Source organism: Synechococcus sp. R55.8 (assembly GCF_047461895.1).
Lineage (GTDB): Bacteria > Cyanobacteriota > Cyanobacteriia > Thermostichales > Thermostichaceae > Thermostichus.
In genome coordinates, this window is the sequence record NZ_JANSIB010000058.1 from 1,382 (window position 1) to 16,992 (window position 15,611).

Below are 15,611 nucleotides of genomic sequence, written 5' to 3' on the forward strand. Positions count from 1 at the left end.
TCTGAGGCCTATAGCGATGGTTGGGGCCTGAACAAGCAGCGGGCGCTGGCCTACAGCCGCGAGATCTTCGGGCAATTTTTTCGCTTGCGCCTCCAACCCCAAGCGCTGCAGGTGCAGCTCGACCTAGGGGATCCCAGTCGCCAAGGACGGGCCACCCTCTGGTTTGTTATCGAGGGCTCCGGCGGCCCCTTGGCCAACCTGACGCGAGATCAGGTGAATGCGCTGGAGCAACCCTTCCAATTGAATTGGCAGCGACGGGGTGGGGATCCCTTTCGCTGGGAGCTAACCCGCGTGGAGAATCCAGAGCTGCAACTGCCCCTTCTCCCTTCTCAAGAACAGGCAGGCCAGAGATGAGGGTCGAACACCAACAGGGGGAGCTGACCTTCAACTGGCGGGATCCACTGCACAATACCCCTTTGGCGGGCCTGAGCTGCATAGCGGCTGGGGAGAGGCTGCAACTGGGAAGAGGGCAGACGGCGCAGGAGGGGCTGAGTGGGAATGGGCAGAGCCCCTGTTTCTGGGTTGTCGATCTGGTCGGACAATCCGTCCTCAGAACTGCCTGGCTGCAACAGAATAACCCCTTCCGGTTGAAAAGGGATCCCTCGGCCCAGCAACAAACGACCGGTATCCAAAAGCTGGGGGCCGCCCTCCTGAGCAAGCTGAAACTCTGCCCAGCTAAAAACTCGCCGCGCCCGATCAACAGGGAGGCCGAAGCAGTAGGAGCCCAGTTGGAAAGTAATCAAGGTCTGCCGGTTTCTCAGTTGTTCTTGCCGAGCCAGACGACGCAGGCGCAGAGGGGAAAGCAGGGGCATGGACTACCTCGCCATCAAAACGCCGGTGGAAGGTGCCGAAGAGGCTGGTTGCAGCAGTTGCCGCAGCTTTTGGATCAGCTCCTGTTCCTGGAAGGGCTTGGAGAGGTAGGCGCTGGCTCCCAGCCGCTGGGCCAGTTGGCGGTGTTTCTCGCCACTGCGGGAGGTGAGCATGACCACGGGAAGCTGGTCATACAGGGGGTGGGCACGAATCTGGGCCAGCAAGCCAAAGCCATCCAGCCGCGGCATTTCAATGTCGGTAATCACCGCTCGGATGGGAATTCCTCTCTGCAAGTGCTCGAGGGCCTCTTGTCCGTCGCGAGCCTGTTCAACCCGGAACCCTGCTCTTTCTAGGGTCATGGCCAAGAAGCGGCGCACGTTGACCGAATCTTCCACCACCAGCAGGGTGGGCTGGGCGGCAAACCTGGGCTGGGGAAGGGGATCCCTTGCCGACTGACAGGGCTGATCCCGCTGGGCGAGCAGCCAGCTCAAGAGGGCAGGCGGATCCACGAAAAGAGCGATTCGCCCATCGGCCAAAACCGTACAGCCGGAGAATCCCGACGGCAGAGGCAGACCTCCCTCCACCGGGCGCAGAGTTACCTCTTGCTCCCGCCAAAAGCGATCCACCAACAGGCCATAGGGCCGGTTGTCTTCTACCACCAGCAGCACCACAGGTCGGTCGAGAAGGGGGGTCTCGTCAATTTCCCGGCGAGGCTGCCAGCGCGCGAAGCGAAACCAGTGGCCCACAGGAATTAAAGGGATCTGCTCCCCTTCCCAGAGAAAGGAATCGGCAGGCAACTGCGGGGGGATAAGCAATTCTTCCACTGCGTTGGCCGGAAAAGCCAACATCAACCCCTGGCATTCTGTCAGCAGCACGCGGGTGACGCTCAAAGAAACGGGCAGAGTGAGGGTAAACAGCGTGCCCCGTCCCGGCCAAGATTCCACCTGCACCTGGCCGCCAATTCGTTGCAGGTTGGTGCGTACCACGTCTAGACCCACTCCCCGTCCAGATAGCTCGCTGACTCGCTCGGCGGTGCTGAAGCCCGGCTGGAAGATCAACTCCAGCAGCTCCTGGGAGCTGGCCTCAGCCAGGTCGGCAGCGGAAAACCCTATCTGCAAGGCGCGGGCCCGGATTTTATCCAGACAGATCCCTGCCCCATCGTCTCGCACCGTGATCAGAGTGCGGTTGCCCCGTTGGCTGGCGGCAATTTCGATGAGGCCCTTGGCCGGCTTGCCCTGGGCCAGGCGGGTGTCTGGAGCCTCGATGCCGTGGTCAAAGGCGTTGCGCACCAAGTGCAACAAGGGATCCGCCAAGGCCTCCAAAATCGAGCGCTCGATTAGGGTGGATCCCCCCAAGACCCGCAGCTCCACGGGCTTGCCATGGGCTAAGCTCAGCTCCCGCAGCGCTCTGGGGAAGCGATCCGTCAAATCCGATAGAGGCTGCATGCGCACCTGGTCGAGACGGGTTTGCATTTGCCTGGAGAGGCGGCTGAGCTGGCGGGCGCTGCCTTCGGTCTCCTGCAGGGTGGTGTCGATATCGTGGGTTACCTCATCAATTTGCACAACGGTTTCCATCACCTCTTGGGTCAGCAGGTGCATCTCTCCATAGCGATCCATCTCCAAGAGGTCAAAGGTATCGGCCAAGGTCAGGCCGGGATCCCCTTCTTTTTTCAAGAGCACAGAAGCAGGCACGGTGGCAGCGACGCGGTCGTAGCTGCTGCGCAGGCGGCTGTTGGTTTCTTCTAGAGTGCGAACCCGCCGTTTGAACAAGCTGACCAGCTCCCGCAGCCGTTGCAGGCGACTGTTTAAGCGGTTGCGCTCCCCTATGAGCTCTCCCAACAGCTCCCCCAACTGTTCCAGAGGGCGAGCCGGCACCCGTAGCATCTCGGCAGCGCTTTTGGCCCCGGCTGGAATCGAATCCGGCAGCTCGGTGGCTCCTGCCATTGCAGGGGGAGGGGCTTCTGGCGGGGGGGAAACTGGAGGCTCTGCCGGATCCCAGGAGCTGGGGAGAAGAGCGACCTGACCGACCAGCACCAGGGCCTGCGAGCGTCGCCAAGCTTGTAAAGCCGCCTGAGCAACGGGCAACACCTGCTCCTTGGCATTTGGCGGCAGCGTCTCCAGAGCTTGGACTACTGAGCCGCACAGGGTGGCAAAGGCAGGCAGATCCAACATTTCCCCCAGCGCCCCCAGCTCTTGGGCAGCAATGAGAAACTCCTCCCGCAAACAGGGCTGCTCGGGGTGGGCCAGCACACCTTCCAACCGCTGCAGACAGGCCTCCACCTCGGTTGCAAACAGCAGCACCCGCATATCGCCCCCGGCCTCTGCTGCCAGGACTTGGACGTTGTCCTCAGGCTGCAACTCTCCCAACTGCTCTCGCAATTGATCGAAAAGAGGCTGCACCCGCTCTGCCAGCCAAGATTCGTCCAAAAGCCGCTGCTGGCGGTGCTGCTGGGCTATTTGGCGCATGCAATCCAACGCCGCCAAGAGGTTGCGCTCCACTGCGGGGTCGGCTTTTTGGGGATCCACCTGCAAGATCTTGAAACCATCTTCCAGGCGATGGGCCAAGTCGCTAAGCACCGGAAAGCCCATCATGGCCGCCCCGCCCTTGATGGAATGAGCAGCCCGCAGCAAGCGATCCAAACGGGGGCGATCCAAACTCTGGGATCCCAGGCCCAACACCCCTGCCTCCAGGGTGTCGAGGTAAGCCTGGGCTTCGTCCAAAAACTGCAGCCTAACCTGCCACTCGCGTGGGTCGAGGGAAGTGGGATTCGGCCCCATGCTAAACCGCCTCCCCCACCTTGAAGGTGGACACAGAAGTCTGCAACTGACGGGCAACCGCCACCGTAGCCTGGAGAGAGTTGGCCACCTGCTGCGAGGCTGCCGCCGTCTGGGCGGCAATGTTGGCGATTTGCTGCATCAACTGGCGCACCGTTTGAGATGCATCTGCCTGGGCATCGGTGGAGCGGGCAATGGCCTGAAAGAGCTGGTTCACCTGCCGCGAGACTTCCACAATTTGTCCCAGGCTCTGCTTGGCTGCTTCCACCAAGCGGGTTCCCTCCACCACCTGGCCGGTGCTGGTTTCCATCGCCTGTACCACCTCGCCGGTTTCCCGTTGGATCCCTTCCACAATGCGCTCGATCTCGCGGGTGGCTTCTGCCGACTGGGCCGCCAGTGCCCCGACTTCCTCGGCGACCACCGCAAAACCTCGCCCTTCTTCGCCAGCACGGGCTGCCTCGATACTGGCGTTCACCGCCAAGAGGTTGGTTTTCAGCGCAATCTGGTTGATCAAGGACACCACCTTGGAAATCTGCTGGGAAGATTCCCCCAGCCGCTTCACCTTCTTGGCCGTTTCGGCCACCGTTTCCCGCAGTTGCAGGATGTTTTGCACTGTGCGATCCATAGTCAAGCTGCTGTTGATGGCCGTGGCGGCGGCAGATTCGGCAACGGTGGCGGCCTGTTGGGCTTTATCGGCTACCTCCTCGATTGAGAGCGTCATTTGCTCGACAGAGCGCAAGGTCTCTTCGATTTGGGTGGCCTGTCGGAGAGCGGCTTCGGCCAACTCGCGAATGGCTGCCTCGTCACGACCAATGGATTGGTTGACTTGACCGGCGGCCTGCTGCACTTGAATCACGATGTCGCGCAAGCTCTCGATAATGACGTTGAAAAAGTCCGCCATGATGCCAACTTGTCCGGCTGTTAGCTGCGCCCGCACCGTGAGATCCCCCCGCGAGGCTTCTGTGACCTCGCTGATAAGCTGCAGCAGCTCTCTTTGCAGCGCTTCCGACCGCTCCCGTTCCTGGGCGGCCACGGCTTTTTGCTCCAGCGCCCCCAGGTTACCCAAAGCTTGACCCAGGCGGTTGGCCAGCTCTGCCAAGGTTTTCTGTTCTTCGTCAGACCAGCTCTGGCTTTGGGCGCGGCCTATTGCCAAAAAACCGTAAAGCTCATCGCCACGCACCACCGGCGCTATCATCTCGGCTTTCAGTTGGGCTGTGGCCAGCCTCTGCAGGTAGTCGGCGCCCAGATCTGGCCTAGGCACCGGGCCAAAAGCGTAAACTTGCCCGCCGTGGAGAGCCTGCTGGATCGGAGCCGGGATCCTGCGGAGGAGGGTGCCCAAGGTGTCGGGCAGGCGGCTGTCGTGAGATTCAGCGATAACCTGCGCCTCTTCGGGAGCGGTCAAGCGATAGAAGGCCACTCGTTCGGCACCGAAGCGCTGGCGCATCTCGCCCAACAAGTCAGTTAGGGGATCGATCAGCTCTTGCTCTTGGCGAATCCGGGCAATATCGGCAAACCGCTGGGCCAGTCGGGTGTCGGAAACTTGTCGCTCGTAGGTGGCGTTGCGTTCCCGCACAAAGTTGCGCACCAGGATCAAAATGATCCCCCAGCTCAGCAGCAGAATCGGGAAGCTGATGCCGGAAAAGATCAAAGCCTGCAGCAGATCTTGCTCGTAAAGCTGGACGCTGGCCTGAATGTTGCTGCGAATGGCCTCCAGGGTTTGGTTGATCCCTTCGGCGTAGATGCGCTTTTGCTCTTCGTACTCAGGGCTGTGCAGCAAGTTGAAAGCCCGTTCCTGCTCGCCGGCCCGAATCAGATCAAAAGCCTGCACTTCCCACTCCACCAGCTTGATGTTGGCTGCTGTGGTTTTGGCTGCATAGGCTTCGTAAGAGGCGGGATCCAATTGCTGAATCTCCGCCAGCACCTCATCCAACTGAGGGACATGGATGTTGTAGCGCTCTTCCCAGGACAGATCCCCGCTGGCAGCGGCCATGCGGGCAGACATGGTCAAGACTTCATCCAAATAGATCACCTGATCGCTCAGGTTTTGCAGGGTGAACTGCCGCGAGATCGCCGGCTTGAACTCGAAATAGGTGCGGGCTACGCTGCCGGCAGAGACGGCAAACAGCAGGGAGCTGATGCCCAGAGGAAAACTGATTGCCAGGGCCAGGCGGGATCCCGCGACTTTGCGTTGGGGCCGGGAAGATGGAGCAGGCCTGAGAAAGAGGGGACGGAAGGAAACCATAGAATTTTGCCTTTAAGTGAGGGTAAGTCGGGGAAAAGGTCGCCAAGATCAAGGGTTTGCCGGGGAATCAACTGAGTTGAGCTTTTGGACAATGGCAAGAGGGTCGAGCACCCAGAGAGGCTCATCCCCTTCCAACACCAGCCCTTTGCAAGAGTCGTAGAAGTTCTCCAGTCGAAAGTTGTTTTGTGCTGCCTGGGCTTTTGTTAAGGGTTGGATCTCCTCGGCGGGCACTCGAGCTACTCCTTTCACGTGTTGGGTTGCCAGGCCCAAGCCTGTTCGCACTGGCGATGCAGAGCCCCCAAATTCTGGGCGCATCACCACCAAGTGGTGTTCGGGCTGCCCAAAGTCCAAGGGCTCTAGGCCGAGAAATTGCGGCAGATCCAGTCCCCAGAGAATGCGATTGCGATAGTTGAACAAGCCCAGCACCCATGCGGGCTGGTTGGGGAGAAGGGTAAAGTGGTGCGGGCCAACAATTAGAGCTTCCTGGGCAAATGCCATGGGCAAAAGGGCCCGACAGTCTACCCCCAACTGTAGATGTAAGTACAGCTCGCCGGTACGGGTAGAAGTAGGGCTGTGTGGGGAGAAAGCTACCGCCATTGCCGTTCTCGCTCTGCCAATTCTAAGACATCTCCTAAGAACAATTCGTGATAATCACAGGGATCCTAACTGGAGGCGCAGCTCAGCAAGGACAGGAGTGGCAAAAATCATGAGCTCGGGCTGAGCACTACTGATTTCACGGCCCGCAAAATGTCTTCGCGGGTAAAAGGCTTGGTCAGATAAAGATCGATCCCTTGCTTCATGCCCCAGAGTTTGTCCAGCTCTTGATTTTTAGAAGTACAGGCCACAACGGGCAACTTTTGGGTTTCCGGGTTTTTCTTGATTTGGCGGCACAATTCCAGCCCGCTCATGCCTTCCATGACCAAGTCCGTCAGCACCACATCGGGTTTGTCGTTGCGGATCTGCTGCAATGCCTCTTGGGCGTTGGCCACCGCTACCACCTGATAGCCTTCTGAGCGGAGGTAATCGCTGATGAGCTGTCGCTCCGAGGCCACATCTTCCACCACAAGAACTTTCACCATGATCGACATCTCCTTATCTCTTTTTCGACGAACCTTTAGAGGGATCCCTAGCTGAGATAGCGAAACACCATCTGCAGCAATTCTTCCTGCCGAAAGGGCTTGGTCAGGTAATCGGTGGCACCGGCCAGGCGCGCCTTCACCCGATCGATCAGACCTTTGTGGCCTGTGACCATCACCACCGGCACATCCTTTAACACGGAGGATTTGCGGATGAGGCTGCACAATTGGTAGCCATCCACGTTGGGCATACCCACGTCCAGCAGGATCAAATCTGGCTTGAGGGTGGTCAGCTTCATCAGGGCTTTCAAAGAGTCGCTGATGGTGTGAATGACCAGGTTGTGCCCTTCCAACAACCGCTGCAACTCGCTGAGCATGGCTTCGCTGTCGTCAATACAGGCCACAATCCAGGTTTTCGAGGCTTGGGGAGATGGGCCTAGATCTGCAAGCCCGTTGGCCAGGTGAAGAGGGACGGTGGGAGTTTCTGAGGGCTGTGATTCTGTCTCAAGCTTGGCCGAGTAGGTTTTGGGCAGCCGATCAAAGGGGGGCTGGGGATCCCGCAGGACAAGGATACCGGCTTTGACCAGAGGATGTAGGCGGCGAGCGATCTGGAGGTCGTCTTGATCGAGAAGGGCGCTCAACTGGCGGAAGCTAAACCCCTTCAGTAACCGGCCTAGCCGTTCCTGTTGCTCGGCGGGAAGGCGTTCTGCCTGGGCCCGGCTGGCAAAGTAGGGCCGTTGGTAGGGGGAGGTGATCTCAGGCCCCAAAGATTGCCATGCCCGTAGCCGCTTTTGGATCAGGTCGAGCAGGGATCCCCCATCCCACTGGCCCAGGGTGGGCACGTTGTCCAGTGGGATGATCTCCTGCTGAAAGCCCCCTGGAACCAGCAACAGATTTTGCAGCACCTCCTCGCCGATCCAAGCATTCAACCTGCGCGCAGCTTCCCAAGGCAGCAGTTGCTCCGTTACCATCCAACTCAGCCCCAGAAGGTCTGCAGGTAGAGGCCCAGTCTCCTGAGCCAATAGCGCCTCCACCTGCCGATGGATGCGTAGGCAATTTTGGCGAGTCAGAGAAAAGACTTGATGGCTGAGCCGACGCAGGTGGCGATCCAAGCGCTCCAAGGGCTCCAAGCTGTGGTGAGCAAACCCCAGGCGACCTTGGTGAAACACCAATGACCAAGTGCCCAGCCCCTCCCCTTTGTCCAAGGCACTGAAATACCGAACAACTCCTGTGAAGCTGACCTCTGCGTTCAGCAGATGGGCCGAGACTTCTGTACAGACGGGGGGACAGTTCATGGGTCGAGAGGACGTGCTCGGACAATTTCCTGCGCTGAGGTTGATGACACGACTGAAGTCTTAGCTACCCCACAAGCCGGTGAAAAAATGCTTTCCAGAATACAGTTCAAGCCCAGCCCTGACCCAGACGAGATCTTTAGATGAGCCAAGCCCAACAAGACGGCCAAGGCTGCACGAACTCAAAGGCAGTTTCAGCGTTCAATCCGTATTCAGAAAAACTCTCCTCCTGGGGAGATCGATGACTATTGCTCATCAGCCAATCTCTAAAGGTGAAGGCTAGCCCTCAGATTGTCTGCTGGCTTTCTTACTCGGGAACTTCCCGCGGAAAGCCTGCAAGACAAGATAAAGGTAACCCCGATAAACCTCTTCCGTAAAAATACGGAACTTAGGTCTTCTCCAATTTCCAAAGCTGCTCCAGGTGGGCTTGGCAGCGGCGCAGCAGTTGCCGACTCTCTTCAAAACTGATCTGCTCCAAGGCTTCGGGGTAGGAGCACCAGCGGTAGGCGGCCACCTCCTCTGGTTGCACCTGTAGCTCAGGGGGAGGAAATTGGGGCGGCAGCAAGGCCACGTAGTAGGTAACGGTTTTGGCCACTCGGTTCCCCTCTGGATCCGTAAAGGTGTAGGCTTCCTGCAGCGTCAAAGGGTCAGACTGGCCGGGCAGGGTCAGAAGCTGGTAGTCGGTCAAGCCGGTTTCCTCTCGCAATTCTCGCTGCGCCGCCTCCAGGTCGCTTTCGGAGCCATCCTTGTGCCCTTTTGGGAAAGCCCAATGCCCCTTCTGGTGCTGGATGAGCAGATACAAATGCGAAGAGCCGGGTCCGGGAGCTTCCTGGGCGGGTGGGTGGGGCAGGATGGGGATCACCCCATAGGCAGCATCTATCAGCATTGGGGAGCTAATCTCCAAAGAGTTTGATGGCTGGCGGCTTAGGAGCGAAGACCTCGTTGGGATCCACCTGCGGGCGCTCTACCCCCTGCAGGGGCGAGAGGGGGCGACCGGTGTCGAATTGGAAGAGATAGATGGGCAACTGGCCATTCCCCAGAGGCAAAAGAGCTAAAGTATCGATTTGGGTCAGGGCGTTGCGGCTGGTGGGTCGGGTTAGGTTGAAAGCAACGATTCGGTCTTCCAAGGAATTGTCCGGGCTGGAGCGCCGGCCCAGGCCAATGCTGAACTGCTGGTTGCCCTGCTCATCCACTCCCAAGGCCCGCACATCTCCCAACTCCGCTTGAGGAGCGCTCCCCGGCAGGCCGGCTACCACCGGCGGCGCATCCACCGGCGGCTGCGAAGGCAAAAAGCGCAACTCCCCACCATCCGGTAGGATTTGGTAGTCCTGATAGTCGTGCTGGATGGAAAGGGATCCCCTGAACACGCGGCGGTTCAGGCCCTCCAGGGTCCAAAAGCCATAGCCCAAATTGATGCGGGTGCTCTCCGGCAGCCAGTAGCGCTCCCCTCCCTCGGGAGCTGGCACCGCCGTAAACCCCATCAGGACATAGGCCTGCCCCCACACCCCCGACAAAAACAGCAACACCTGCCGCGGCAGCCCCGACTGCGGCTCCAGCCACAGCTCCCGCAACTGGCCTTCCTGAATGGGCTCTAGGCGCAAGTGCTGGACAGGGGATCCAGCCAAATCCACCCGTTCTGAGGAGAGGACGCGGTAGCGGCTGGGATCCGCCTTCAAGTAAAAGCTCACCGAGGGCAAGAGGGCTTCCGGTCGGCTCACATACACCGAGTACAGCTGCAGCAGATCCGACTGGTTCACCACTTCCAATTGGCGCGAATCCAAGAGGCGGATGCGATCCCCTTCGGCTACCCAAGCCTGCCAACTGCCGTCGCGGCGGTAGAGCACATCCAACGTGGCTGTGAAGGTTTGGGATCCCTCTACCCGCACCTGCTGGCGATATTGCAAGTTGGGCAAAGGGGGCAATTGCTCTAGAGCGGCGTTGTAGCGCTCCAGCCAAGCTTGGGGATCCTGCTTAGGGCTGGCAAGAGAAGAGGGAGCCGATTGGGCCACGGCTGGATCCCCTGACGGCAGACCGACCAGTCCCGTTACCAGGAACACCACCCCGCCGAGATAGCCCCAGCCTCGAAGGGATCCCTGCCGCTTCCTAAATTGGGAGGGTTCAGGGAACATCAGCTCACCTCGCAACACCGCTCTTGCTGCCCTTCTTGTCGCTGCTTGTGCCCGGATCAGAGCGCTTCCCACGACCGTGAGTAACCCTTTGGAAGGGATCCCTACTCTCTGCCCGCCGATTGAGTACGCCTATTCAATGGAAATGGATTGGGGGCCGTCGGAGCGACCGGAAGGCGGGGGCTCCTCCACCCTCAGCCCCTGGGACTCCAGCCAACTGCGCAAGGGATCCTGCTTCACATCCAAACGCAGCAGGCCGCTGAGAAAACCGCCACAGAACGGAACAGGATTGCTCAGAAAGGTCTTCCAGACCTCATTTATCTCCATAGCCGCAACACCAACCACCCCCCCAATCCTAGCAAGGCCGGCAGGTGGGGATCCCCTCCCTTGGCTAGACGGCAATCAACTTCTCTCGGTTTATGTTCTGCAGCACACTAAAAATGCTGTTGCCAATGCGCTGGAACTCTTTACTGCTTTTGTCGGCAAAGTGCAATACCCAAGGAAGCCTACAGGCTTGAAAACCACTGGCGGGATGAAGCTGGGAGAGATGGTAAGTTTGTATAGCCAGAACTTCCAAAGGAGTGTTGCCGTGTTCATGGACAACTCGCAGCGGTCTTGCGCTGCCAATTGGCACCGAGGACTTCTTAATGGGCTGGCTTGTTACGAGCATAAATGACCTTCGTTCATGGTCAAAAATGACAGTGCCCATTGCAGCGTCTCTATAGCTTCCTTTTTCCTCTCTTCCCATTCTGACTGTGCCACTTTTGCGAACCCCAACAATATCCACAGCAATCTTTTCTTTTCTTAGTTCCTCAATTGTTTTATCAAATTCGCCTCTTTGAACTAAGCCATCCCTCATCAAAAGAACCTTTCTAGGGTATCGATGAAATTTGTTGTAGAATCTATTGACGAGCTTGGACACGGTTTGATAAATTGCCTCGCCGGAAAAAGTTTCTCCTCTTTGTATATCGGGCAACTCCCAGCCTAAGCTTTGACCATTGGCCAGTACCGCGAAGGCAGAGGTTCCGTAGTAAAGCTCTCGATTCGTCCCCACATCAAAACCAATGGTAAGCTCGGAGCATTCAGGATGATCGAGGGGTTCAAGCAACACGGGTTGCCACGCAGCTTTACACAGAAGTCCTAGTACGACATTTAGAGCTTTGTAGGGGTCAGCTCCAGGAATCATAAACTGAGTTGCTATTCCTGCTCGAAGTGCTTGCAAGCGGATCTTTTGCTTGTGCTCATTAGGCGACAAGGGCATGACAACCAGAACGGTTTTGATCCCTTTGTCGGCCCAGCTTTGCCAAAACCTCTGTTGAGCAAGGTCGCCTTCAGGCAAATCTTGACGGGTTGCGTAAAAGTCTATTTCAACTCTTGCTCCGCTCTTTTTAGCTACTTCAAGTAGGCACTTGCGAACATCAGTAGGATACTCACGTTTATTATCGTCAAGATTTAGAAGTCCAAACTTTGTCTCGCCAACTCTTGCACATCCTTGGTACCTAACTCTCGCGGGGTTTTGGACTTGTCTATGACCAAACCCCAATAGCCTTGGACTTGGCATAATGTATCCTTCTGCTTTTAGGGGGTCAGCCTGAAAGTCAGAAATATTGTAGACATTTTCTATAATAGTTTTTGCGGTCTCTTTAGACTCTTTCAATCTCTCTTCTAAACTTTTTCTGATGTGCTCGCTAACCAAGGAGCTAACTTTTTTGCCAGTCCATCTTTGATCTTCTATACTTGCTAGCATCTCCAAAGTTAAAACAGGCGACAGTCTCCGCGATAGATGAAGGATAGGCTCTGCCTTTTGTCTGAAATTGCGTTCTCTCGAGACCACTTGAACCACCAGAGAGCCATCAACTTCTTCTGGAGTTGCTCCGTACTTCTGTACATGATAATCCGCTAAGCTAGTGTTTAGCTCCGCTAACCATACTTCCCTTGGCGACTGATTGGAGATAATGCCTCGATACTCCCAAGTTAGGTATTTATTATTTTTTGTCCTGTATGTGTTTCGTACAATTTCAATTGAGACATCTGGGTAATTTTCCAGCCACTCATGCAGCGTCCATGGGCTGTAGAAATGGTATCGGATGTCGATCTCTAGATAGAGCTTCTTATCTTGTCTAATAACAACGTCTAGCTCTCTTCCTCTGTGAACCTCCCACCCATCTCCGCAAAGTGGTTTTACTCCTTCAATCCGTTCTACTCCTTCCAGACCCGTAACCCACCAGATCAATCCTCCTCCTGTTGATCGCTCAATCTCTGTTTTTTTGTACTTAGATCTTAGACTCCAATCTAGTTTCTTGCGCTCGAAAGTTTCTAGAGCCTGTCTCTCTGTAGGGTCTGTACAATCTAGAGCCTTAGAACCAAGCTCTTCCAACTCCCATTCCTCTGTTTTGAGTTTACTGGCCGGAACTTTTTCTCGGGTTATGATGCGATTTCCCAGACGAACAGCCATTACACCTAGCTGATTACAAATCTTGGAGAGAGCCCTCTGCTCCTCTCCTAGATCTGGAAGAGGGTTTGGCCTGCAACTATACTCATAGAAGGTGAGCTCTTCTTGAGTTAGCTCCTTGACGAAGAAGCGATTAAGAGTAACCTCAACTTTCTTCTGGAGTAAATTCATTGGCAGACTCTAGTTTCAAGTTTCTCTCTAGGATCTCTAGGATAAGCTCTAATTCTCCTGCTCTTCACGAGGGATCTCCAAACAACCCTGGCGGAGCCAAATCTCTACTGATCGCCTCCGCCTGAAACCGACCGCTCATGCCCACCACCTGCCACTCGGCGCTGCGATTTCCCTGGCGGAAGCGCAGCCGTCGGGCTCGCAACGGCACCACTTCTACAGCTTCTACCAGAAATTGTTGGTATTCGCCCAAATAGTCTCGGTAATCCGGGGGCAAGTCAGCGCTGCTGTTGATTTGAATCCAAAACACCCGTCCTGCTTCGTTGCCATAGGCGCGGATTTGTTCCTGGCCGCGGTATTGCTCCACCCCGCGCAGCCGCTGTCGTCCCACCTGCACAGACTCAGCCCACTCCGGCAAGGGATCCCCTAAGCTCACGGCCCACCCTGGCCCACCTAGCCCCAACCAACACAACAACAGCAGTCCCCAAACCCAAGGCCATCTGTGCAGCGTGCTGTTCCCGGTTTTCAAGGCTCGACCGAACATGGCAAGTTCTTCTCCGCAAGTGATCCCAATGCTTTTGGATGTTGAAAACAACTTCGTCTCAACGTAGGCGAAAGCCGATCCGACCGCCTTCAATATCAAAGGCAACGTCAGCGTTGAAAAACAGTGGCATGCCCAACAGTTGCACTCCTTGGTTGCCGTTAACAAAAATCCGATCCCGGCTGGGCGTAATGGGAAAGCCAACCCGAATGCGGTAGTCAAAAGCCCCCTCCAGCACAGCTCGCCATTCAGCGCCGGGGGGCAAGGTCGAGGTGGAGAAAGGAGCTGCCCCCAACAGCCTGACGTTGAGAAAAATGTCGGAAGAACCACTGTCAAAAACGGTGGGGCTGAGAGCATTTTGAATAGAAGTGTTGCTGATGCTGTAGGCCACTTGCAAAGCCTCATCCCGCCAGATGGGTGTGCCATCGGGAAAGCTTCCCACCTGGGGAAACTGCCGGAAATTGAAGCCGGCGGTGTTGGCCGCCGTTAGGCCAACCGTGAACAGGCCCTGGGTGGAGTTGAAGCCCCCCGTTTGGATCATGTACCCAGAGCGGAAATTGCCCGGAAGGCGGGTGAGCGGACTAAACAGCTCGCGGTCGGGGCTGCGCTCATCCAAGGACGTGCCTAGGATCCCGGCGAAGGGCCGCCCTTCTCCAAACAAGTTCTCTGAACAACTGGCCACCAGGGCGTCCACACAGGTGATCCGGTCGATCAACTGAATCGTTACCGGCTCCCGACTGGGGATCCCGCCTATGCTGAAGGGGGCGCGGGCCAACACGCCGATAAATTGCGTGCCATCTCCGAACGTCACGGTGGAAGGGATCCCCGTCCGCTCCAGGCCAAAGCGACCTGCTGCTGTCGCTATGATGCGCAAACCTGCCGAGCCGGTATCCAGTAACACCTCAGCTCCGCTCCCGGCCACCCCCACTGTCAGGCCCAGGAGCTTGAAGCGGCTGTTGCCCAGGGTACGCACCGGCATGGGAATCGACTCGGTTCCCGGTTGAGGTGGGAGAGGGATCAACGCAGGGGGGGAAGCTGCAGATTCCCCCTGGCCAGAACATCCGGCACCGAGCAGCAGCAAGGTCAAGATCCCAACCAGGGCGATCACCATTCCCCAAGGGCTGTGCCAAGCCCACCCAGACCGTGGCTCATCCTTTGGGCCCGACCTCGCCTGCATTGAATACCCACACTGAATTAAAAGGAGCCTAGCCCGGTTGCAACCGGTAAACAGCACGCTCAAACCTGGGGGATTTGGATCCCGGCCAAGGACAGTGTACACAAAGCTGGCTGAGGGAGAGTGCGCAATAGCGCTGTCAACTGTGGAGTTGTGGGGCTGGATGGGCTGCAGCCTACAGCATTAGCTCCGCCTGCCAATCGACCACTTTTTGGAAGCGAAAAGCGCCCGCCAGGGCCCCCCAAACCTGCTGGTGGGTGATGGGATCCATCCCTCGGTCATGGCTGCAAAACTCGCTCTCGCTCAGGTGCAAGGTGGTCTGCAAATAGGTGGCTTGGCCGTTGCGCACCACGCAACACCGGCACCCCGGCTCCGTCGCGCCGATGAAGAGGGATCCCTGCCTCTTCACATGCACATCACACCCCTCTAGATAGGCTAGGTCGGCAGCCTGCAGTTGACTCAGTTGGTCTGCCCTCTCCCGAGCACAGCCCCGCCACCGCTGCGGCTCCAAAGGGCGATAGTTGCGAATCAGGATCCCATCGCTTGCCTGAGTCAATTCCACCACCGCCTGCCGATAGGGATCTTCCAAATGGCCGCTGTAGGCTTGCTCCACATAAAAGCCGATCCCGCCCAAAACTTGGGCCGGCAAGGGGCGGTAGGCCACTCGGATTTGGGCAAAAAACGGTGGATTCTCCCAGGCTTGCTCTTGGTTGCTGAAGTCTCCTGCCAGCCAACGCGCCATCTGCAGCAGCTCTGGGGAAGGAGTCCGATCCAACCCAATAGGCATAAGCGGGCATCCAGAACTTCTGTAAAAGGTGTGTACCGAAAATCTTAGGGAATCGAAGAGAACCTTCTCAGATTTTGCCCCAACCTCAGGCCCGACCGAGGATTGCAGCAAGTGATGAACTACCCCACCGCATAGGCGGATGGGGTTTCTGATGCCCCATTCGCTTGAC

At 57.3% G+C, this 15,611-nt stretch carries 14 protein-coding genes; 1 reads left to right on the forward strand and 13 read right to left on the reverse strand.

What is annotated here, in order from left to right; all coding sequences use genetic code 11:
• Positions 1-354: hypothetical protein (locus tag NW829_RS07305; RefSeq protein ID WP_414416779.1), on the forward strand; the 354-nt coding region annotated here is incomplete at its 5' end.
• On the opposite strand, the gene NW829_RS07310 is transcribed toward NW829_RS07305, so the two are convergent.
• The 13 genes from NW829_RS07310 to NW829_RS07370 all read right to left on the reverse strand — a co-directional run bounded on the left by NW829_RS07310 (position 330) and on the right by NW829_RS07370 (position 15,442).
• Positions 330-812 carry a hypothetical protein gene (locus tag NW829_RS07310; RefSeq protein WP_011434295.1) on the reverse strand — a complete coding sequence of 161 codons (483 nt, stop codon included), beginning with the start codon at positions 810-812 and terminating at the stop codon, positions 330-332. The genes NW829_RS07305 and NW829_RS07310 overlap by 25 nt on opposite strands.
• Positions 813-815: 3 nt before the next feature.
• The gene (locus tag NW829_RS07315) at positions 816-3,587 is read right to left on the reverse strand and encodes a hybrid sensor histidine kinase/response regulator (protein WP_011434294.1); all 2,772 of its coding nucleotides are present in this window, start codon (positions 3,585-3,587) and stop codon (positions 816-818) included.
• A gap of 1 nt (position 3,588) precedes the next feature.
• Positions 3,589-5,826: a methyl-accepting chemotaxis protein gene (locus NW829_RS07320; RefSeq protein WP_414329978.1), complete on the reverse strand. Its 2,238-nt coding sequence runs from the start codon at positions 5,824-5,826 to the stop codon at positions 3,589-3,591.
• A 48-nt stretch (positions 5,827-5,874) separates the two neighbouring features.
• Entirely contained in the window at positions 5,875-6,423 is a 549-nt protein-coding gene (locus NW829_RS07325; protein ID WP_414416780.1) for a chemotaxis protein CheW, read from the reverse strand.
• Between the two features lie 107 nt (positions 6,424-6,530).
• On the reverse strand, positions 6,531-6,905 hold the full coding sequence (locus NW829_RS07330) for a response regulator (protein WP_011434291.1): 375 nt from the start codon (positions 6,903-6,905) through the stop codon (positions 6,531-6,533).
• 47 nt (positions 6,906-6,952) lie between these two features.
• Positions 6,953-8,197, reverse strand: a complete 1,245-nt coding sequence (locus NW829_RS07335; RefSeq protein WP_414413063.1) for a response regulator — start codon at positions 8,195-8,197, stop codon at positions 6,953-6,955.
• A gap of 385 nt (positions 8,198-8,582) precedes the next feature.
• Positions 8,583-9,080, reverse strand: coding sequence for a bis(5'-nucleosyl)-tetraphosphatase (locus NW829_RS07340; protein ID WP_414356836.1), 498 nt, complete (start codon positions 9,078-9,080; stop codon positions 8,583-8,585).
• Positions 9,081-9,087: 7 nt separating this feature from the next.
• On the reverse strand, positions 9,088-10,323 hold the full coding sequence (locus NW829_RS07345; protein WP_414416781.1) for a hypothetical protein: 1,236 nt from the start codon (positions 10,321-10,323) through the stop codon (positions 9,088-9,090).
• A 129-nt stretch (positions 10,324-10,452) separates the two neighbouring features.
• Positions 10,453-10,647, reverse strand: coding sequence for a hypothetical protein (locus NW829_RS07350; protein WP_414413065.1), 195 nt, complete (start codon positions 10,645-10,647; stop codon positions 10,453-10,455).
• A 64-nt stretch (positions 10,648-10,711) separates the two neighbouring features.
• Positions 10,712-12,775, reverse strand: a complete 2,064-nt coding sequence (locus NW829_RS07355; protein WP_414413066.1) for an argonaute PAZ domain-containing protein — start codon at positions 12,773-12,775, stop codon at positions 10,712-10,714.
• 232 nt (positions 12,776-13,007) lie between these two features.
• Positions 13,008-13,484 (reverse strand): hypothetical protein, encoded by a 477-nt coding sequence (locus NW829_RS07360; protein ID WP_414413067.1) that lies wholly within the window; start codon positions 13,482-13,484, stop codon positions 13,008-13,010.
• A gap of 58 nt (positions 13,485-13,542) precedes the next feature.
• On the reverse strand, positions 13,543-14,460 hold the full coding sequence (locus NW829_RS07365; protein ID WP_414416782.1) for a hypothetical protein: 918 nt from the start codon (positions 14,458-14,460) through the stop codon (positions 13,543-13,545).
• Positions 14,461-14,830: 370 nt separating this feature from the next.
• Positions 14,831-15,442, reverse strand: coding sequence for a chromophore lyase CpcT/CpeT (locus NW829_RS07370; RefSeq protein ID WP_414416783.1), 612 nt, complete (start codon positions 15,440-15,442; stop codon positions 14,831-14,833).
• Positions 15,443-15,611 lie beyond the last annotated feature (169 nt).

Coding starts and splice junctions, on each gene's coding strand:
- NW829_RS07310 (WP_011434295.1), bottom strand. CDS start 812: ATGCCCCTGCTTTCCCCTCTGCGCCTGCGTCGTCTGGCTCGGCAAGAA.
- NW829_RS07315 (WP_011434294.1), bottom strand. CDS start 3,587: ATGGGGCCGAATCCCACTTCCCTCGACCCACGCGAGTGGCAGGTTAGG.
- NW829_RS07320 (WP_414329978.1), bottom strand. CDS start 5,826: ATGGTTTCCTTCCGTCCCCTCTTTCTCAGGCCTGCTCCATCTTCCCGG.
- NW829_RS07325 (WP_414416780.1), bottom strand. CDS start 6,423: ATGGCGGTAGCTTTCTCCCCACACAGCCCTACTTCTACCCGTACCGGC.
- NW829_RS07330 (WP_011434291.1), bottom strand. CDS start 6,905: ATGGTGAAAGTTCTTGTGGTGGAAGATGTGGCCTCGGAGCGACAGCTC.
- NW829_RS07335 (WP_414413063.1), bottom strand. CDS start 8,197: ATGAACTGTCCCCCCGTCTGTACAGAAGTCTCGGCCCATCTGCTGAAC.
- NW829_RS07340 (WP_414356836.1), bottom strand. CDS start 9,080: ATGCTGATAGATGCTGCCTATGGGGTGATCCCCATCCTGCCCCACCCA.
- NW829_RS07345 (WP_414416781.1), bottom strand. CDS start 10,323: ATGTTCCCTGAACCCTCCCAATTTAGGAAGCGGCAGGGATCCCTTCGA.
- NW829_RS07350 (WP_414413065.1), bottom strand. CDS start 10,647: ATGGAGATAAATGAGGTCTGGAAGACCTTTCTGAGCAATCCTGTTCCG.
- NW829_RS07355 (WP_414413066.1), bottom strand. CDS start 12,775: ATGGCTGTTCGTCTGGGAAATCGCATCATAACCCGAGAAAAAGTTCCG.
- NW829_RS07360 (WP_414413067.1), bottom strand. CDS start 13,484: ATGTTCGGTCGAGCCTTGAAAACCGGGAACAGCACGCTGCACAGATGG.
- NW829_RS07365 (WP_414416782.1), bottom strand. CDS start 14,460: ATGCCGGTGCGTACCCTGGGCAACAGCCGCTTCAAGCTCCTGGGCCTG.
- NW829_RS07370 (WP_414416783.1), bottom strand. CDS start 15,442: ATGCCTATTGGGTTGGATCGGACTCCTTCCCCAGAGCTGCTGCAGATG.